Genomic DNA, 16,660 nt, shown 5'->3' on the forward strand with positions numbered 1-16,660 from the left:
ACCGAATATGAGCTTTCGAGTCAAAGTAAAAACAGAGCTGGGCGAGTTTCAATACTTCGCCATTGCCCAGGAGGCCGGTGCAGTGTTTGACGCTGCCTATGATTATTTTGGCGCATGTGGCGTGACTGTGAACCCTGTGAGAGGTGACAAATGATTGTTGCTAAACATCGGATTTTGCAGGCGTATGCCATTACATACGCACCTGAGAAAACCAATACCGCACGATATCAAGAAGTAGCAGAAAAGCTGGGTATCGATGTTGAAACCGTGGCCGCAATCGTGGCCGAGAACGTGGGGAACGTATGACATGGCTTTATCTACCATCGAATTATTTGCAGGCGTCGGCATGCTTGGCGAAGGAGTCGGAGCAGGACTTGCGTACATGGGCATGCAACATCGCCCCGTTTGCTACGTTGAGCGGGAAGCATACGCGGCCAGCGTCCTGGTTGCGCGCATGCAAGAAGGATCGCTGGCCCAGGCACCTGTCTGGTCCGACATTACCACCTTCAATGCAAGCCAGTTTGCTGGAAAAGTGGACGGCATCCTTGCCGGGTTCCCGTGCCAGGACTTATCTATTGCCGGCGCAAGAGAAGGTCTTGACGGCGACAGAAGCGGACTGTTTTTTGAAATCCCCAAAATTGCAGATGCTTGCGGTGCGTGGTTCCTCTTTCTGGAGAACGTCGCAGCTATCGCTTCTGCCACCGCCACCGTTATGGACGAAGAAGAAGGAGAGCTTGAAGAAAGAGCGGCCGCCAGAGTCCTGGGAGAACTGGCCGACCGTGGGTGGAATGCGGAATGGATCACTCTTTCAGCGTCAGACGTGGGCGCCAGCCATGGCCGGGCAAGATGGTTCTGTTTTGCCTGGCGACAACTGGCCGACACCGCAAGCACGGGACAGCAAGAACCCGGACCTGGTAACAAGCGGGAACTATCAACGCAAGTTGAATGTGGGCTACACAATCGACCTGAATTCACAGGCGGCAAATTGGGCAACGTCGGATTGCAATCGGTCATCCTACAGCAGCGGGAAATTCGGTCCAAATCTCAGGCAGCAAACGAGTCAATGGCCGACGCCCAAGGGAAGCGAGATGAACCGCAGTGTGTGCGCTGCAGAGGCAGCAAGAAACAGCCCCGCACTGATTCAGGTGGCGTCATCCTGGCCGACGCCTACAGGAAGAGATCACAGGACAGCAAACAGCCCGGAAAGCCAACGCAAGAGGAATGCTGGGACGCGACGTGGGCAGCAATTACCCAACTTCGTTACTCACACGTGGCCGACACCAACGGCGCAGGATTCCGAAAAATCTGGCAGCGCGAAAGCAGGCCATCTGACGCTGTACCGGGCTACCTTGAATTATTCGCACCAGGGCCAGCGGACGCCAGATGGGGAGAAATCCTTGAACAAAGACCAGAACTTGCGCCGGCACTTGAATCCACTTTTTGCGACCTGGTTAATGGGCTGGCCTATCACATGGACGATAGCAGAGCCGCACGCCTCCGGTGCGTTGGAAACGGCGTCGTGGCGCTCTGCGCTGCAACGGCACTTGTCCTGCTTGCTAGGCGCTCAGGAATTTTTTAATTCAACCATAAAACCAAGAATAGCCGACCTAAAGGTCCCAGAAATCGCAGGTGATATATGAAAATAATTAAACTGATATCGTATTTGAGCGAGGCCGAGGCGCGAGCCTTGGCTATTTTTGTGCGTTCTGATTGTATGACAAATTATTGCTTAACCTTGCCAAGCGCCGCTGATGCGGAACTTACCGCAAGTGCAGGCAATCAGCTTGCCCGCGCATTGGCTGACAACGGTTTTTTACCTAAATGAGGAAAGTAGAATAGTACATGAGCACATTTCTACCTTCTAAAGAACTCGCAGAATTGACCGGGAAAAAGTGGAAGTCGCAACAGATTCTGGCATTGCAAAAAATGGGAATTCGTTTTTTCATCAACGCGTGTGGCAGGCCAGTAGTTCCCATGTCGGCCATAGATGGAAAAAAAGAAGAAATTAGAAAACCAACCTGGCAACCACCTGACTAATTATGGCTAGAATTCGCACAAAAAATTTTGATCTTCCAATCGGTATGTTGCGGCGTGTAAAGGGGCCGCATATCTATTACACGCTTGATATGGGCGGCAAGCCTCGGAAGGAAATCCCGCTCGGCAAGGACTATTTCCTTGCCTTAAAAAAGTATAGTGAACTTCGTATTCAAGCAAACATTGAGCGGCCGACTATGCAAGCGGCAATTGATCGCTACAGGAATGAAGAGCTGCCAAAACAGGCAGACAATACCCAGAAAATTTTCAAGTACGATATAAAGCATGTCGAGATCTATTTCGGCACAGCGCCACTTGATGAAATTAAGCCGGTGCATATCCGCAAATTTCTTGATAAACATAGATCCACGCCAACGACTGCGAACAGGTGTAAGCGGCTTTTCTCCACCATCTTTAACAATGCGCGTGGCTGGGGCTATACAGACGCTCAAAACCCCTGTGAGGGCATCCGAGGGCACAAATTAGACAAGCGGACGGTGTATATCTCTGACGACCTGTTTAACCTGGTCTATAAGCATGCCAGCGAGCCATTAAAGGACGCAATGGAACTCGCCTATCTGACTGGACAGCGCCCCGCAGATGCCTTGTCTATGTCGGAGGACGATATTGTCTCTGGGCATCTGATCATCAAGCAAGCGAAGACCAAACAGCCCTTGCGAGTTATTGTTCAGGGGCAACTAAAGGAGGTGATTAACAGGATACATCGCCGTAAGGATGAATACAGTATCGCCAGTGGCGCTTTGCTCGTTAATACGCAAGGCAAACGGCTGACGCAAGCGGTACTGAGAAATCATTTTCATGAAGCAAGGGACCTGGCCATCGCTGAAAACCCAGAACTTGAAAGCTCTATCATCAATTTTTGGTTTTATGATCTGCGCGCAAAGGCTGCCGACGATACGTCTGATTTGTTGGGCGAACAGAAGGCCGCTGATTTGCTCGGCCATGACGACGTAAAAACCACTCGCAGGCACTATCTGCGCAGAGGTAAAATAGTAGTGCCAACCCGATAATTGCGGGAAAGTTGTAATAATTGCGGGAAAAACGGGGGTTGCCAATTCTGCTAAAACCCCCGTAGAATAAGGCTCTCGCGGGTGTAGTTTAATGGTAGAACGGCAGCTTCCCAAGCTTCATACGAGGGTTCGATTCCCTTCACCCGCTCCAATTGATTGGTGTATTTAAGTTAAATTCCCCGGTATCTCTGCTGCCCTGTAGTTTCGCCGTCAAGCACACATAGACGAATTAAAACGAGTCCGACGCAGTCTTGAGTCAGGTTTTCCATTTCCTTGAGGGGGCGGCGGTATACTGTCGCTTCTCCTTGATCCCACGCCATTGAAAGCCAACTGTATGAAAACAAAAAACTATCTTCGCCTGATCCTGAACTGTTGGCTGGCTAATTGTCTGGGCCTGGCTGCCTTGCCAGCCTTGGCTGCTGCTGAGCAAACGGCCAGTTACAAGGATTGGTATATGTTCAGTGAGCGTGATGCCAAAGGCGTCAAGCATTGCATCTTGATGGCAGGGGGCAATGGCATCAAGGAGGCATTTTTTGTGGATAGTTATCCTGGCGGGTATAGCACGGTGTTTTTTGAAGAATTCAATCCTTCGGGTGGCAAGTATGTCACGACGACCACGGATGAATTTATTTTTCAGTTTGACGATGGGCAGCAAACCAGCTTTGACGATGTACGGACCATGATAGAGTCGAGAAAGGGGCAGACCTATCGCCCCTGGGCAGTATTGAATGAGGCTTCTTCGGCTGATGCCATCAACCTCATGCGCAGCGCCACGACGGTGAGCGTGTTGCGTAGAACACCGGCCAGCCGCACACCCGCGCTAGTGTATAAGTTCTCACTGGCGGGTTTTACGGCGCTGTTTCTGAAGGCATCTGAATGGTGTGGATTTGACGCGAACCGCATTCCCCGCAAATAATGCCTGATTCACCATTACCCCATACAAGCACCAGATCTTCATGAAACTTTCTTACCCGCACCTTAGCCTGTTGATTGTCACTAGCGTTTTTGCATGCACTGCTCTGGCGAGCGAGCCGGTCAATGGCAGTTTTATTGCCAACCAGTCTTGTGAATTGTATGCCTCGTTCAACAAGCAAACTAATCCCGGTACAGTACGCACGACAGTGGGCAAGAGCTATGCGGTAAAAGAGATCAACAAGCCGGGTGACTTTAGCTGGTTGCGGGTGGATGTGGACGGCGCCAACCCCAGTTTGCGCTGGGTGGCGCGTGACTGTGGTACGGCGCAGCTCGATCAGGTGCCACAAGAAAATGCGCCAGCCGGTCGGGCCAAGGCAACCAGGGAAGCAGACCGGCAGACCATGTGCAGCACGCCAAACCAGGAAGACAGTTATGTGCTGGCCATCACCTGGCAACCAGGCTTTTGCGAACACTTTGCCTATCGCGGCAAGAAGCCGGAATGTGATGCCATCAATAGCGGAAAACTGAAGATCAATAATCTGACTCTGCATGGTCTGTGGCCGAATAAAAAGGAGTGTGGCATCAATTACGGCAACTGCTCGAAGGAACCTATGAAGCTCACTGCAGACACAGTCAAGCGCATCGCCAAGTGGATGCCAAATTTTCAGTTTGAAAGCAAGTTTGGTGAGTACGAGTGGAACAAGCATGGAACCTGCCAGGCGCGCGATGCAGATAGCTATTTCAAAACCGCTGCTGCGGCTGTGGAGGAGGTGAATAATTCTGCGGTTGGCAAATTTATTCTTGAGCATGCCGGCAAGTCATTTTCTGTGAAAGAGTTCTTCGAAATGATCAAAAAGCAGGAAGGTGAAAAGCTGGCTCAGAACTTTATGCTCAGTTGCGCCAATGGCAAATACCTGCAAGAGATACGTCTGAAGCTGCCGACCAGTTTTGAGACAGGAAAGGGCCTGGCTAAACTGATAGGTGATGCAGAAGGCTTTAACCGTCAGGTGGACAGGTGCGATAACGAGATTATTGTAGAGACCAGTGGGCGAGGTCGGTAATTGTCATATATTGCAAAAGCTGTAGGGTAAGCATACTATTGCTGCATACTTGTCTGACAACAAGTTTGTACTGCAGTTTGATGTAAGGCAAGTCGCGCAAATTTCTTTGATGCAAAGCTGAACGACACACTCTACCCGGTGCTGATGCAAATAAATACAAATTCAGATTCGCATGTTGACGATGCCGTGGTGCAAGGCTTGCTTGCGCGACTTGAGCAACTTGAACAAGAAAATCTTGCCCTTAAACTCGCCTTGCAGTCTCAGTCGACCGGACAAGATCTTTACCAGCATTTCTTGCTGCATCTGCCAACGCCCTGCATGATCACCAGCGTGTATGGCATGGTGATGTATGCAAACCAGGCAGCAGCGGATTTGCTGGGTACTACACCAGAAGATCTCAATGGTATGCAATTGCAGAAATTTGTCTTTGAGGATCATGCGATCCTTGATACTCAGTTCGCTGAATTACAAGCACTGGGAGGGCCATCTGCTTGCGAACTAAGAGCGATAAGGGCAGATCGCAGACTGATCATTTTGCGCCTGGAGATGGTTTTACTGCAAGTAAATGGCCAACAATCCTGTCTTGGCATGCAAATGAAGGATATCACTGGGCGGCAGGGGCAGCTGATGACTCAGGCCGAGGGCGAGTATTTTGCCAACGTGGTCGCGGAGAATGTACCGGGCCTGGTGGCTTACTGGAATTCTGACTTGCGCTGTACCTATGCCAACCATCAATACTTAAGCTGGTTTGGCCGCACGCCCGAACAAATGCAGGGCATACGCATGCAGGATTTACTGGGCGAAGAGTTGTTCTTGAAGAATATCGCCTATATTAAGGCTGTCTTGACTGGGGTTGACCAGCAATTTGAACGCACCCTTATCAAAGCTAACGGAGAGAGTGGATATACCTGGGCGCAGTATATAGCGCATAAAGTCGACGATGTTGTAAAAGGCTTTTTTGTTCTGGTGACCGATGTCACTTTGTTAAAGCGGGCGCAACATGCACTGGTCGATAGTGAAGCCAAAAACCGCGCGCTGGTGCGTGCCATCCCAGACCTGATTTTCACTATCCACCGCGATGGCCGTTACCTTGATGTGCATGCGCCTGACCCTGGGATGATGCTACAAAGCAGGGAGCAGCTCTTGCAGTCGAAAGTTGCTGACGTGTTGCCAGCGCACGTCGCCAGTCAGTATATGAATGCGATAGAACAGGCACTGGAGAGCGGGAAGCTGCAAGAGTTCAGCCATCATTTGCCAGTGACGGGCAGGGGAGACATGCAGTTTGAAGTCAGGGTCGTGCCTTGCAGTCAGGATACCGCGATTGCCATCATCCGTGACATTACCGAAACCGAACGCCAGCGACGTGCCCATGAATTACAATTGTCAGAGCGCTTGCAAGTGCGGGAAAATGATGTGCGCGCCATCCAGTTAAGTCTGACCATGGCGAGCGATATTACCAATATCGGCACCTGGATACGCGATCTCAGGACGGGTGAATTGTGGGCTTCTCTTGAATGGCGCAGACAATTTGGATTTAGTCAGGACGAGCCATTAAGTCTGGAAATGGCGATTCAACGCATCCATCCTGCAGACCGTCGCCAGATAGAAATTGCTACTGGCGATTACAGGGAAGCTCAAGCGCCGCGATATCAGGCCGAGTTCAGGGTCATACCACCTGGCGAGGCAGAGCGATGGTTGGCGGTAGTCTGGCAGGTGGAGTTTGACGAGCAGCAAAAACCATTACTGACCCGTGGTGTGACAGTGGATATTTCTGCCCGCAGGGAAGCTGAACTGGAACTGGGGCAAAAACGTATGGAAGTCATGCACCTGGCCCGTGTTGCGACCATGGGTGAATTGTCAGGCGCCCTGGCCCATGAGTTGAACCAGCCACTGACCGCGATACTCAGCAATGCCCAGGCAGCGCAGCGGTTTTTGGCCAGTCCCAATGTGGATATGCAAGAGCTGGGCGAAATCCTGCAGGATATTGTTGATGAAGACAAGCGCGCTGGCGAAATTATCCGGCGCTTGCGCCGATTGTTTGACAAGCGCAGTCATGAACAGCACAGCGTTGATATCAATAAACTGGTGCTGGAAGCCCTGCACATCCTGCGCAACGATATGATCAACCAGGGCATCACCTTATTGACTGAGCTGCACGACAACTTACCGCCCGTCTGTGCTGACACTGTGCAATTGCAGCAAGTATTGATCAACCTGATCATGAATGCCAGTGAGGTTGTTGCGGATCTGGATGCCAGCCAGCGCATCATAGAAATCAGCACCCGCTTGACACCAGAAAACAGGGTGGAGGTCAGTGTCAATGATCATGGACCTGGTGTGCCTGAACACCTGGGCAACAAGGTATTTGAGGCTTTTTACACCACCAAGGCAAATGGCATGGGGCTGGGCTTGTCGATTTGCAAAAACATTGTTGAAGCGAGTGGTGGCCAGCTTTGGTGCGAAAACCATGATAGTCATGCAGGTTCAGGAGCCAGTTTTCGTTTTCATCTGCCTGCCGCACAAGAGGCTGCAACATGACAGAAGTTGCCAACGTGTTCCTTGTCGATGACCAGCCCGCAGTACTCAAGGCAATGGCGCGCCTTTTGCAATCTGCTGGTGTAAGTGCTGTCACGTTCGAATCGGCACAAGCTTTTCTGGACAGCGGCAATGCCAGCAAAGCTGGCTGCCTGGTGCTGGACCTGGCCATGCCAGATATGGACGGCATGGCATTGCAAGGCAAGCTCACAGCAATGGGGAGCGACCTGCCCATTATCTTTTTGACGGGGCATGGCAGTATCGACACAGGCGTGCTTGCCATGAAGCTGGGCGCGCAAGACTTTTTGACCAAACCCGTGGATGCCGACAAACTGTTGGCTGCGGTACAGACCGCCTTTGAACGCAACCGCTTAGCGAGACTTGCCAGCGCAGAGAAGCAAGTAATACAAGCCCGACTTAACAGCTTGACGCCACGTGAACTTGAAGTGTTGTACTTGCTGGTTGAGGGCAAACTCAACAAACAGGTTGCCGCCGAACTTGGCACCGTCGAAAAAACCATCAAGGTGCATCGCGGCAAAGTGATGAGCAAGATGGACGTGACGTCCGTGGCTGCGCTGATCCATATGCTGGAAAAACTCAAGGGCTAAGGCCAGCAACCTCCAATCAGCTACTCCCGGTTGTCTAACGCTGTTTAACAATTGCACACTTCATATTGGACCAAGGTCCAATAGTGTCATCGTCTTTGCTCTACTAAGATGATGCTCATGGGAAATACAACTACATGGATAGCAGTGGTCGATGACGAAGAAGCAATACGTCGCGCACTGCTGCGCTTATTGCGTTCGGCTGGACTGGAAGCACACGCCTTCATATCAGGCAAAGCTTTTCTTGATAGCCTGCGTTTGCGTAGTCCAGCTTGTGTATTACTTGATCTGAACATGCCTGACATGTCTGGTTTTGCTGTTATAGAAAAGCTGGCGCAATTGCAGCCTGAGCTGCCCGTCATCATCCTGACGGGGCAGGATGTTGGAGAGAGGCAAAGAAATAGCGATCTCGCCCACGTCATAGCTGTGTTGCAAAAACCCGTACACGACCAGGAACTGTTCTCTGTAATAGCCACAGCCTTAATACAATTTGACAAACAAATACTTAATCCAAACTGCAATCTAGCAGTACACACTTAGCCGGAGGCGTTAAATGAAATTATCCAACCTGAAGATAGGCCAGCAACTTGGCATAGGCTTTGGCCTGTTGCTTGGCATACTGGCGATCGTCGCGCTGCTGGGTATTCGTGGCATGCACAAATCCAACGAAGCATTACATCATGTTGTCGATGTCAATGTTGCTAAAATACATCATCTGGATAGCATGGCCAGCTCTGTACATGTCGTTGCGAGGGTGATGACAACGATAGCCTTGTTGAAAGATGAGAGCCTCGCGAACGAGCAACACAAGAAAATCGACGAAGCACGTACACAGTATAACAAGGCATTTGCAGAACTTGAAAAGATGCCGCAAGACGAAGCGGGTAAAGGCTTCATGCAAAAAATAAAAGAAAACCAACAGGTAGTGCGGCCACTTAATGATAAATTTCTTGAGATGGTGAAAACCGACAGAGACGCAGCAATTGATTTTCTTCTGAAAGAAGTTGTCCCGGTCAACGCAAAGTGGCAGGACGCCTTGCATGAATTCATCCAGCACGAAGAGGCAGAAAACAAGCAGGATGAAGTCGAAGCAAAGGATGCCTATCAGGCGAGCTTGATGTTCATGATGATTGCGACGGTGGCAGCCATGGTCGTCGGTGTAGGAATTGCCTGGAGCAGCACTCGCGCCATTACTACACCCTTGAAAAAAGCGATACAGGTGGCGCAGAGCGTGGCAGAGGGCGATCTCACTAGCCAGATTGAGGTGCATGCGCAAAATGAGGCAGGTCAGTTGATGCAAGCATTAAAACAAATGAATGACAGCCTGGCGCATCTCGTTGGGCAGGTGCGTCAGGGGACAGAAACGATATCGACGGCATCGTCTGAAATCGCCACTGGCAATATGGACTTGTCATCCCGCACCGAGTCACAGGCGGGGGCACTGGAGGAAACAGCCTCATCCATGGAAGAATTGACTTCTACTGTCAAACAAAATGCTGACAATGCCCGCCAGGCAAACCAGTTGGCCATCGCGGCCAGTGAAGTCGCCTTACAGGGGGGTGCGGTAGTTGCCCAGGTTGTCAGCACGATGGGCGATATCAATACTTCATCGAAAAAAATCGTCGATATTATTAGCGTCATTGACGGAATAGCTTTCCAGACCAATATACTGGCGCTCAATGCAGCAGTTGAAGCAGCACGCGCTGGAGAACAAGGCCGTGGCTTTGCTGTAGTGGCCAGCGAAGTACGCAACCTGGCACAGCGTAGTGCATCTGCCGCCAAGGAAATCAAGACACTGATAGACGATTCCGTTGAAAAGGTTGGAGTGGGTAGTCGCCTGGTTGATGAAGCTGGTATCACCATGAACAAAGTGGTCAACAGTATTAGCAATGTGACTGACATCATGGGTGAGATAACCGCAGCCAGTGCAGAACAGACATCGGGCATAGAGCAAATCAATACTGCCGTCATACAAATGGATGAAGTGACACAGCAAAATGCAGCACTGGTGGAGCAGGCCGCAGCGGCAGCGGGTTCATTGCAAGAGCAGGCCGTTACTCTTGCCAACCTGGTCCAGCAATTCAAGATTGATACAACGAAGCTGGCGGTGACAGCGCCCGTCGTTCACAAGCGCAGCAGTGCTATCAAGGCCCCGTCAATTGCCAGCATGCGTAGTATCAAAAGTGCGGTGACCAAAGCGGCTCCCATGCAAAGACTTGCTGCGGCTGAAGGCAACTGGGAAGAATTCTGAATAGAAGGGCGTTATCCAGGCTGTAAGATGGAAGAGCAAGTGGTGCGATGCAGCAAGACGCGTCAGTTGTATCGCATTTGATGGGACTGCATAGAGAAATCTGCAGTCCCTTTTTTTTGCCGCCGTTTAACACAGCTTCACAAATTCTGGCCCGATATTGGACCAAGGTCCAATACCGCACACAAAGCCAGAGCTTTAAGATGGTGCCTATGGGAAATAAATCTACATGGATAGCAGTCGTCGATCACGACGCACAAACGCGGCAGGCAATGGTTTGCTTACTGCGTTCGTTGGGGTTTGATGCAATGAGTTTTAGTTCGGGCAGCTTGTTTATTCAAAGCCTGCGCTTAAAACAGCCCACATGCATCCTGTTGGATTTGCACATGCCTTACATGTCAGGTTTTGCAGTGATGTCGAAACTGGAGCAGTTTGGGGAAAAAATACCGGTGATCGTCCTCACTAAGCACGAGCTCATGGATGATTTCAAAAAAACTTGTCTGTCTAGCGCGGTAGCTGTATTGCAAAAACCAGTCGATGAGCAAGAATTGAGAACGGTTATTGAAAAAGCACTCAATCAAGGCACTATCGGTTTTGCAGGGCCGCAGTTTTTAATGTGAATAAATGCAAAATCACTAATTGTAGAGTTGGTCATATCAAGGAGTTTTATCGTGCGGAACAACATGCCAGTTACCAATAAAGAATACATCATGCAGGACACGGAAACCATTGTTTCCAAGACCGACCTGCAAGGTAATATCACCTATATCAATGATGATTTTGTGCGCATAAGCGGGTTTAGCGAAGAAGAATTGTTAGGTGCTCCACAGAACATAGTGCGCCACCCAGATATGCCGGTTGAAGCATTTGCCGACTTCTGGCAAACCATCAAGAGCGGAAAGTCATGGACTGGACTTGTCAAAAATCGATGCAAGAATGGTGACCACTATTGGGTAGAGGCGCATGCCGCGCCACTTATTAAAAATGGTCAAATGATTGGATATACATCGATTCGTGTCAAACCGGGTCGTGAACAGGTAAGGGCGGCAGAGGCTGCCTACCGCGCCTTAAAGAATGGGGATAAGTCATTGATCATCCGCGAAGGTGTTGCTGTTAAGCGAAGCGCGTTTTCATGGCTGAATTTCTATTCGAAAATGACTGCGGCGAACAAGTTGATTAGCTTTGCTGGCTTGATACTATTGTTGATGCTGGCGATCACTTATGCCGCGAACACAAGCAGTGCGCAGCTGGTCAACGTGCTGGCAATTTCGGTGGCAGTGCTGTCTGCAGCTTTCAGCGCACATTTGTATCAAGAATTGCTGTTGCCACTAAAGCGCATGAGTGACGACATACAGGTCATGAGTTCGGGTGATCTTTCGCATCCCATTAAAACACAAGGCAGCAAGGAAGTCGTCAATCTGGCGCAGGCGCTTAAGGTTTTGCAAACCAATGTCAAGTTGCTGGTCGGTCAAATACGTCAGACCACTACGCACCTCAATAATGGTGCAAGTGAAATTTCTGCAGGCAATGCTGACTTGTCAGGTCGCACTGAATCGCAAGCAAGCTCACTGGAAGAAACAGCATCGTCAATGGAGGAACTCACCTCGACTGTTAAGCAAAACGCAGAAAACTCTCGTGAGGCGAGCCAGATCGTGGTGACAACTGCGAAAACGGCCGAAAAAGGCGGGCACGCGGTGGCCAAGGTAGTAGAGACCATGGGGGCAATCAAGCACAGCTCGTCAAAGATCTCTGACATCATAGGAGTCATTGACGGAATCGCCTTCCAGACCAATATTCTCGCCCTTAATGCAGCAGTAGAAGCTGCGCGTGCTGGTGAGCAGGGGCGGGGCTTCGCTGTTGTTGCAAGTGAAGTGCGCAACCTGGCCCAGCGCAGTGCCGGTGCAGCCAAGGAGATAAAGACGCTGATTCATGATTCTGTCGAGCAGGTGGATATCGGGGACAAGCTCGTCGCCGAGGCCGGGAAGACCATGCAGGAAATTGTTACAGGCGTACAACGTGCAGCCGAAATCATGCGCGACATTACCATGGCAAGCCAGGAACAAAGTTCTGGCATAGAGCAGGTAAATCAGGCGATTACGCAAATGGATGACATGACACAACAGAATGCCGCCCTGGTGGAACAAGCTGCCGCCTCAGCAGAAAGCCTCAAGAATCAGGCAGTCAGCCTGAGTGAATTAGTCGACTCCTTCACCCTTGTGAGAAGTAGTGGACACTCACCGGTGGCAAGAGTGGTCACAACTGAAATGAAAACCTACAAAGCTGCCAGAAATAGCTTGTCCAGGCAAATCAGTCAAAGACTGATCTCGAATGAAAGCTGATAGCTGCCGCCCTCGCTTTATTGCTGATGAGGAGAAAAGCGATTAAGAAGGACAGCAAATACAACAAACACAAATCCCGCCACTGCGGCTATCATACGGAAACAGCGCTGCGCCTACGGGCCTGGGCTGTTCTGATCTTACGATAGTTTGCAGCAAGGGAGAGACATGGGTTTTTTTGATTTTTTCAAGTCCAAACCATCGACGCACAAATTTGCCCAGATCGTCATCAAGTATGCACGAACGCAAGGGCTGGCCCAGACCATGCATTTTGATGAGGCTGAGTTCCGCCTGGTGGTGGGTGAAAATGGCTCGCATGTCCTCAACCTGCACAATGCTTACCGCGATTATTGCGCTGCCGCCAGAAGCCAGCGTGACACCGTACTGTTGAAATATACCGCGGGTTTGCAGATCAATGGCATACCTGACGATTTCGCCAGCGCCAAAGAACACCTCATGCCTAGCCTCAAGCCCCGTGGCCAGGGCGAGTACCTGCGCCTGACTTCGCTGTTGCAAGACCAGCCCATGTCGTATCAGCAAGCTGCGTTGCCCTTCGGTGAAGATGCCCTGCTGATGCTGGCCTATGACACCGAGCACTCCATGGCCCTGGTCAATCAAAGCAATTACGAGACCTGGAACATCAGCCTGGAAGAAGCGCTCAAAGTCGCGCTGTATAACCTGCGCGACCGTACCGGTGATCACTTCACTGACCTGGGTGATGGTGTCATTGCCGGTGTGTGGGAAGATGCCTATGACTCTTCACGCATCCTGCTGTCTGACCTGATCTATCGCGCCGGTTGCGGCAGCGACCCGGTCATGATGGTGCCCACCCGTGGCCGCCTCTTGCTGTGTACTGCCAATAGCATCAGCGCGCAATTAAAAATGCTGGAACATGCGCAAGACTGCATGGAGCAAGAAGGCCGGGTGGTGTCAGCAGGTATGTATAAGTTCAGGGATGGCACGCTCGCCAGCCATACTCCGGCCAATGCCGATGTACTGGAGCGTTTGCTGAACCTGCAAACCACGCAAAGAGCAGAGGACTATGGTTCACAAAAGGAATTGCTGGAGGCCTTGCATGAAAAAAATGGCGAAGACATTTTTGTTGCCAGCTATACCGTACTCAAGAATAATGATACCGACAAACTGACTTCACTCTCGACCTGGACCCAGGGCGTGGTATCCCTGCTGCCCAAGACTGACCTGGTCGCCATGGTCATGCCGGGCATCCAGGAAGGTGACTACAATAGCAAAATCCTCAGCTGGCAAGATTTGCAAGGCATCGCGGGTGAGCTCATGCAACTGGTAGAGGGTTATCCTGAAAGGTATCTGGTGACAGATTTCCCGACGCAAGCCAAGCTGGATGGCGCGCCAGAATCGACTTTGTAATCATCAATATGAAAATGTATATTCTTGTCAGAGATGACCTTCCCTTGGGTTTTGCCATGGTGGCAGTAGCCCATGCCTCTCTGGCTGGCTATTTGCGATTTCAGGATACGCCTGAAGTCAAGGCTTGGCTTGCAGGGCGATTTTTTAAAGCCGTATGCCGTGTCAACGCCAAAGAATTTGCCAATGCCAAACTGGTGGAAGACCATGTCGTGCTGACCGAATCAGCGCTCGATAACCGTGAGGTTGCCATCGTTTTCAAGCCCAGGGAAGAGTGGCCGAAGATGTTTAAATTTCTCAAGTTGTATAAAGATGCCCCTGAGATACAGGCTGAGTGATTGTATTGCTGGCAAAAATATACCCTGTACAGATATGCATGCATCAAGACTGGCATCTCGATCTTGCTTCGGTTTGGCGGGAGTCAGCCCCCAGCTATTTATCTGCGTATTTTCCCGTTTAGTCCCCACATTTGGCGCTTGGTCAGATCGAGGATGCAATGAAAATACCACCTGTTTATAGTGCCTGTCAGTCACCCCGCACAATGCATGACAGATGAGGGTGGCAGAAAAACTCTACAACTGAAAACTGGCAACCTAGGGGATATATGACAACAATGGAAATCAAGCCTGGCATCAGCAAAGCTGTCTGGCATCAAAAACTTTTGCAATACACTATCGTCAGGTTTTTACTGGCGTTATTCATCGTCGGCAGCGTGCAGTTTGTTTCACGAAAATTAATGTCGCAATTTTTGCCGGGGCCAGACTGGATGGTGTTTCGCAATATGGCAGCCATGACGCTAGGCTTGCTGAGCTATGCTTTTTATGTGCGCGTCATAGAAAAACGCAAGGTCACTGAACTGGCTGGCTTCTCAGCCTGGAAAGAATGGCTGCTTGGCCTGGTGCTGGGGGCCATGCTGTTTGTGCTGGTGCTGGGCAGCTTGTCCTTGCTGGGGGTGTTTCATATTGATGGTTACAATGACCCCAGGCTGATGCTCAAGTATTTACCCATCTTTATCGTGGTGGCAGTGATGGAAGAATTATTTTTCCGCGCCATGATATTCCGCATGATGGAAGAATCGCTGGGCAGTGTGCTTGCGCTCCTGATATCGGCACTGGCCTTTGGTTTTGCCCATGCCTCCAACCCTGGTGCGACCATGTTCAGTTCGATCGCCATTGCACTGGAAGCGGGCATTGCCTTTGGTGCTGCCTATATGCTGACACGCCGCCTAGCGCTGTGTATTGCTATGCATTTTTCTTGGAACTTTACCCAGGGAGCGGTGTTTTCCGTGGCAGTGTCTGGTCAGGAGAGCAAGGGCTGGATGCAAACCCATATGACGGGTTCTGAATGGCTGAGTGGCGGTGCCTTTGGTGCAGAGGCATCACTGCTGGCAGTAATGCTGGCCACGCTGATGGGTGTTGTATTCTTGCACCTGGCCTGGAAGCGTGGTCAGTTCAGGCAAGGCTTCTGGAAAAAATCACCCCAGGTCGTGGCTGCATAAAATGTCTGATGAGCCGGTGCTGGCGTACGGCGCGTCCTAACCGGCTTGCAGGTAATTTTGCATGTCCGCCATCTCGGCGTGCAGCCAGTCTATGAAGTTGTTGAGCTTTTCTGACCTGGCGTTGGCAGTCACAATGCGATAGCAATAGCGTGAACTTAGTTGCGCATCTGCCAGCCTTTGCAGGCGGCCTTGCTGCAAGTCTTCGCAGGCGATGGCCGCGGGCAGCAGGGCAACGCCCTGCGCAGCAACGGCGGCTTGCACCAGCAAACCGGCATGGCTGTAGTTTTGTGCAAAGTCATGCGGCTGGCCCAGCATGCCATGGTCTTGCAGCAGGCGTATCCAGTGTTCTGGCGTACCCTCATAGAGTAGTGGATAACGCAGCAGTCGTTGCAGCCTTGGTGCCTGGGGACTGCGTTTATCCTTTTCATCCAGCAGGGCCGGGCTATAAGCCAGCAGCAATTGCTCGCGCCATAGCAAGTTGCTGGTATCGCCTTCTACAAACTGTTGATGGCGGATAGCGATATCGCACTGACCCTGCGCAGGGTTGACCACAGTATCATTCGAGTCTATGCGGATATCTATATCCGGGTGCAATTGCGTATAGCGATGCAGGCGCGGCACCAGCCATTTCATGGCGAAGGAATGAGTACAGGAAATGCGCAGGCTGTCATTGGCACTGTCTTCACGCAGGGCCGCCACCTTGATATGCAGTTCCCCCAGTAACCGCCTGACGGTTGCGGCCAGCTCGCTACCTTTTTCCGTGATACTCAAATGCCGTGCATGACGTTCAAACAGGGCAAAGCCCAGTTGCTGTTCCAACTGTTTGATATTCTGACTGACAGCCGCTGGTGTCTTGCGTAATTCATGCGCCGCCAGCTTGAAGCTGCACCAGCGCGCCGCAGATTCAAAGTCCACCAGCAAGGATAGATTTCGTAAAGGCTCTTTCATTATTGAGATAGTTTTACTTGTTCATGACGATAGTATTAGTCGTTTGCTCTGGCTCTTTACGTGGTT

18 protein-coding genes and 1 tRNA gene are annotated in these 16,660 nt (G+C 50.9%); 18 read left to right on the forward strand and 1 reads right to left on the reverse strand.

The features are described from left to right. Positions 1-7 precede the first annotated feature (7 nt). The 18 genes from Q8K39_RS01360 to Q8K39_RS01445 all read left to right on the forward strand — a co-directional run bounded on the left by Q8K39_RS01360 (position 8) and on the right by Q8K39_RS01445 (position 15,646). A complete protein-coding gene (locus tag Q8K39_RS01360; protein ID WP_305257994.1) occupies positions 8-154 on the forward strand; it encodes a hypothetical protein in 147 nt (48 codons plus the stop codon). Beyond that, positions 151-306, forward strand: coding sequence for a hypothetical protein (locus Q8K39_RS01365; protein WP_305257995.1), 156 nt, complete (start codon positions 151-153; stop codon positions 304-306). Before Q8K39_RS01360 ends, Q8K39_RS01365 begins: the two co-directional genes overlap by 4 nt. A 1-nt stretch (position 307) precedes the next feature. After that, positions 308-1,579, forward strand: a complete 1,272-nt coding sequence (locus Q8K39_RS01370; RefSeq protein WP_305257996.1) for a DNA cytosine methyltransferase — start codon at positions 308-310, stop codon at positions 1,577-1,579. A 57-nt stretch (positions 1,580-1,636) separates the two neighbouring features. Beyond that, complete coding sequence (locus Q8K39_RS01375; RefSeq protein WP_305257997.1) at positions 1,637-1,825, forward strand: hypothetical protein; 189 nt, start codon at positions 1,637-1,639, stop codon at positions 1,823-1,825. 17 nt (positions 1,826-1,842) lie between these two features. Then, positions 1,843-2,037, forward strand: a complete 195-nt coding sequence (locus Q8K39_RS01380; RefSeq protein ID WP_305257998.1) for a DUF4224 domain-containing protein — start codon at positions 1,843-1,845, stop codon at positions 2,035-2,037. Positions 2,038-2,039: 2 nt separating this feature from the next. Next, a complete protein-coding gene (locus Q8K39_RS01385) occupies positions 2,040-3,065 on the forward strand; it encodes a tyrosine-type recombinase/integrase (RefSeq protein WP_305257999.1) in 1,026 nt (341 codons plus the stop codon). A gap of 77 nt (positions 3,066-3,142) precedes the next feature. Continuing rightward, positions 3,143-3,216: transfer RNA gene (locus Q8K39_RS01390), tRNA-Gly, on the forward strand. Between the two features lie 183 nt (positions 3,217-3,399). Further along, positions 3,400-3,981, forward strand: a complete 582-nt coding sequence (locus Q8K39_RS01395) for a hypothetical protein (protein WP_305258000.1) — start codon at positions 3,400-3,402, stop codon at positions 3,979-3,981. A 40-nt stretch (positions 3,982-4,021) separates the two neighbouring features. Further along, entirely contained in the window at positions 4,022-5,041 is a 1,020-nt protein-coding gene (locus Q8K39_RS01400; protein WP_186956271.1) for a ribonuclease I, read from the forward strand. 144 nt (positions 5,042-5,185) lie between these two features. Continuing rightward, positions 5,186-7,579 (forward strand): PAS domain-containing protein, encoded by a 2,394-nt coding sequence (locus Q8K39_RS01405; protein WP_305258001.1) that lies wholly within the window; start codon positions 5,186-5,188, stop codon positions 7,577-7,579. Further along, a complete protein-coding gene (locus Q8K39_RS01410; protein WP_305258002.1) occupies positions 7,576-8,184 on the forward strand; it encodes a response regulator transcription factor in 609 nt (202 codons plus the stop codon). The genes Q8K39_RS01405 and Q8K39_RS01410 overlap by 4 nt, the downstream gene beginning before the upstream one ends. A gap of 117 nt (positions 8,185-8,301) precedes the next feature. Continuing rightward, on the forward strand, positions 8,302-8,721 hold the full coding sequence (locus Q8K39_RS01415; RefSeq protein WP_305258003.1) for a response regulator transcription factor: 420 nt from the start codon (positions 8,302-8,304) through the stop codon (positions 8,719-8,721). Between the two features lie 13 nt (positions 8,722-8,734). Beyond that, positions 8,735-10,432, forward strand: coding sequence for a methyl-accepting chemotaxis protein (locus Q8K39_RS01420; protein ID WP_305258004.1), 1,698 nt, complete (start codon positions 8,735-8,737; stop codon positions 10,430-10,432). Positions 10,433-10,479: 47 nt separating this feature from the next. After that, positions 10,480-11,049: a response regulator gene (locus tag Q8K39_RS01425; protein WP_305258005.1), complete on the forward strand. Its 570-nt coding sequence runs from the start codon at positions 10,480-10,482 to the stop codon at positions 11,047-11,049. 63 nt (positions 11,050-11,112) lie between these two features. Next, positions 11,113-12,768 carry a PAS domain-containing methyl-accepting chemotaxis protein gene (locus Q8K39_RS01430; protein ID WP_305258006.1) on the forward strand — a complete coding sequence of 552 codons (1,656 nt, stop codon included), beginning with the start codon at positions 11,113-11,115 and terminating at the stop codon, positions 12,766-12,768. A 165-nt stretch (positions 12,769-12,933) separates the two neighbouring features. After that, the gene (locus tag Q8K39_RS01435; RefSeq protein WP_305258007.1) at positions 12,934-14,151 is read left to right on the forward strand and encodes a hypothetical protein; all 1,218 of its coding nucleotides are present in this window, start codon (positions 12,934-12,936) and stop codon (positions 14,149-14,151) included. Positions 14,152-14,159: 8 nt separating this feature from the next. Continuing rightward, entirely contained in the window at positions 14,160-14,486 is a 327-nt protein-coding gene (locus Q8K39_RS01440; RefSeq protein ID WP_305258008.1) for a peptidyl-tRNA hydrolase, read from the forward strand. A 266-nt stretch (positions 14,487-14,752) separates the two neighbouring features. After that, entirely contained in the window at positions 14,753-15,646 is an 894-nt protein-coding gene (locus Q8K39_RS01445) for a CPBP family intramembrane glutamic endopeptidase (protein WP_305258009.1), read from the forward strand. Between the two features lie 36 nt (positions 15,647-15,682). Here the strand turns inward: Q8K39_RS01445 and Q8K39_RS01450 are convergent, their stop codons facing one another. Beyond that, positions 15,683-16,594: a LysR substrate-binding domain-containing protein gene (locus Q8K39_RS01450; RefSeq protein WP_305258010.1), complete on the reverse strand. Its 912-nt coding sequence runs from the start codon at positions 16,592-16,594 to the stop codon at positions 15,683-15,685. Positions 16,595-16,660: the final 66 nt, after the last annotated feature.

The organism is Undibacterium sp., assembly GCF_030683615.1.
GTDB classification, from domain to species: Bacteria; Pseudomonadota; Gammaproteobacteria; order Burkholderiales; family Burkholderiaceae_D; genus Undibacterium; species Undibacterium umbellatum.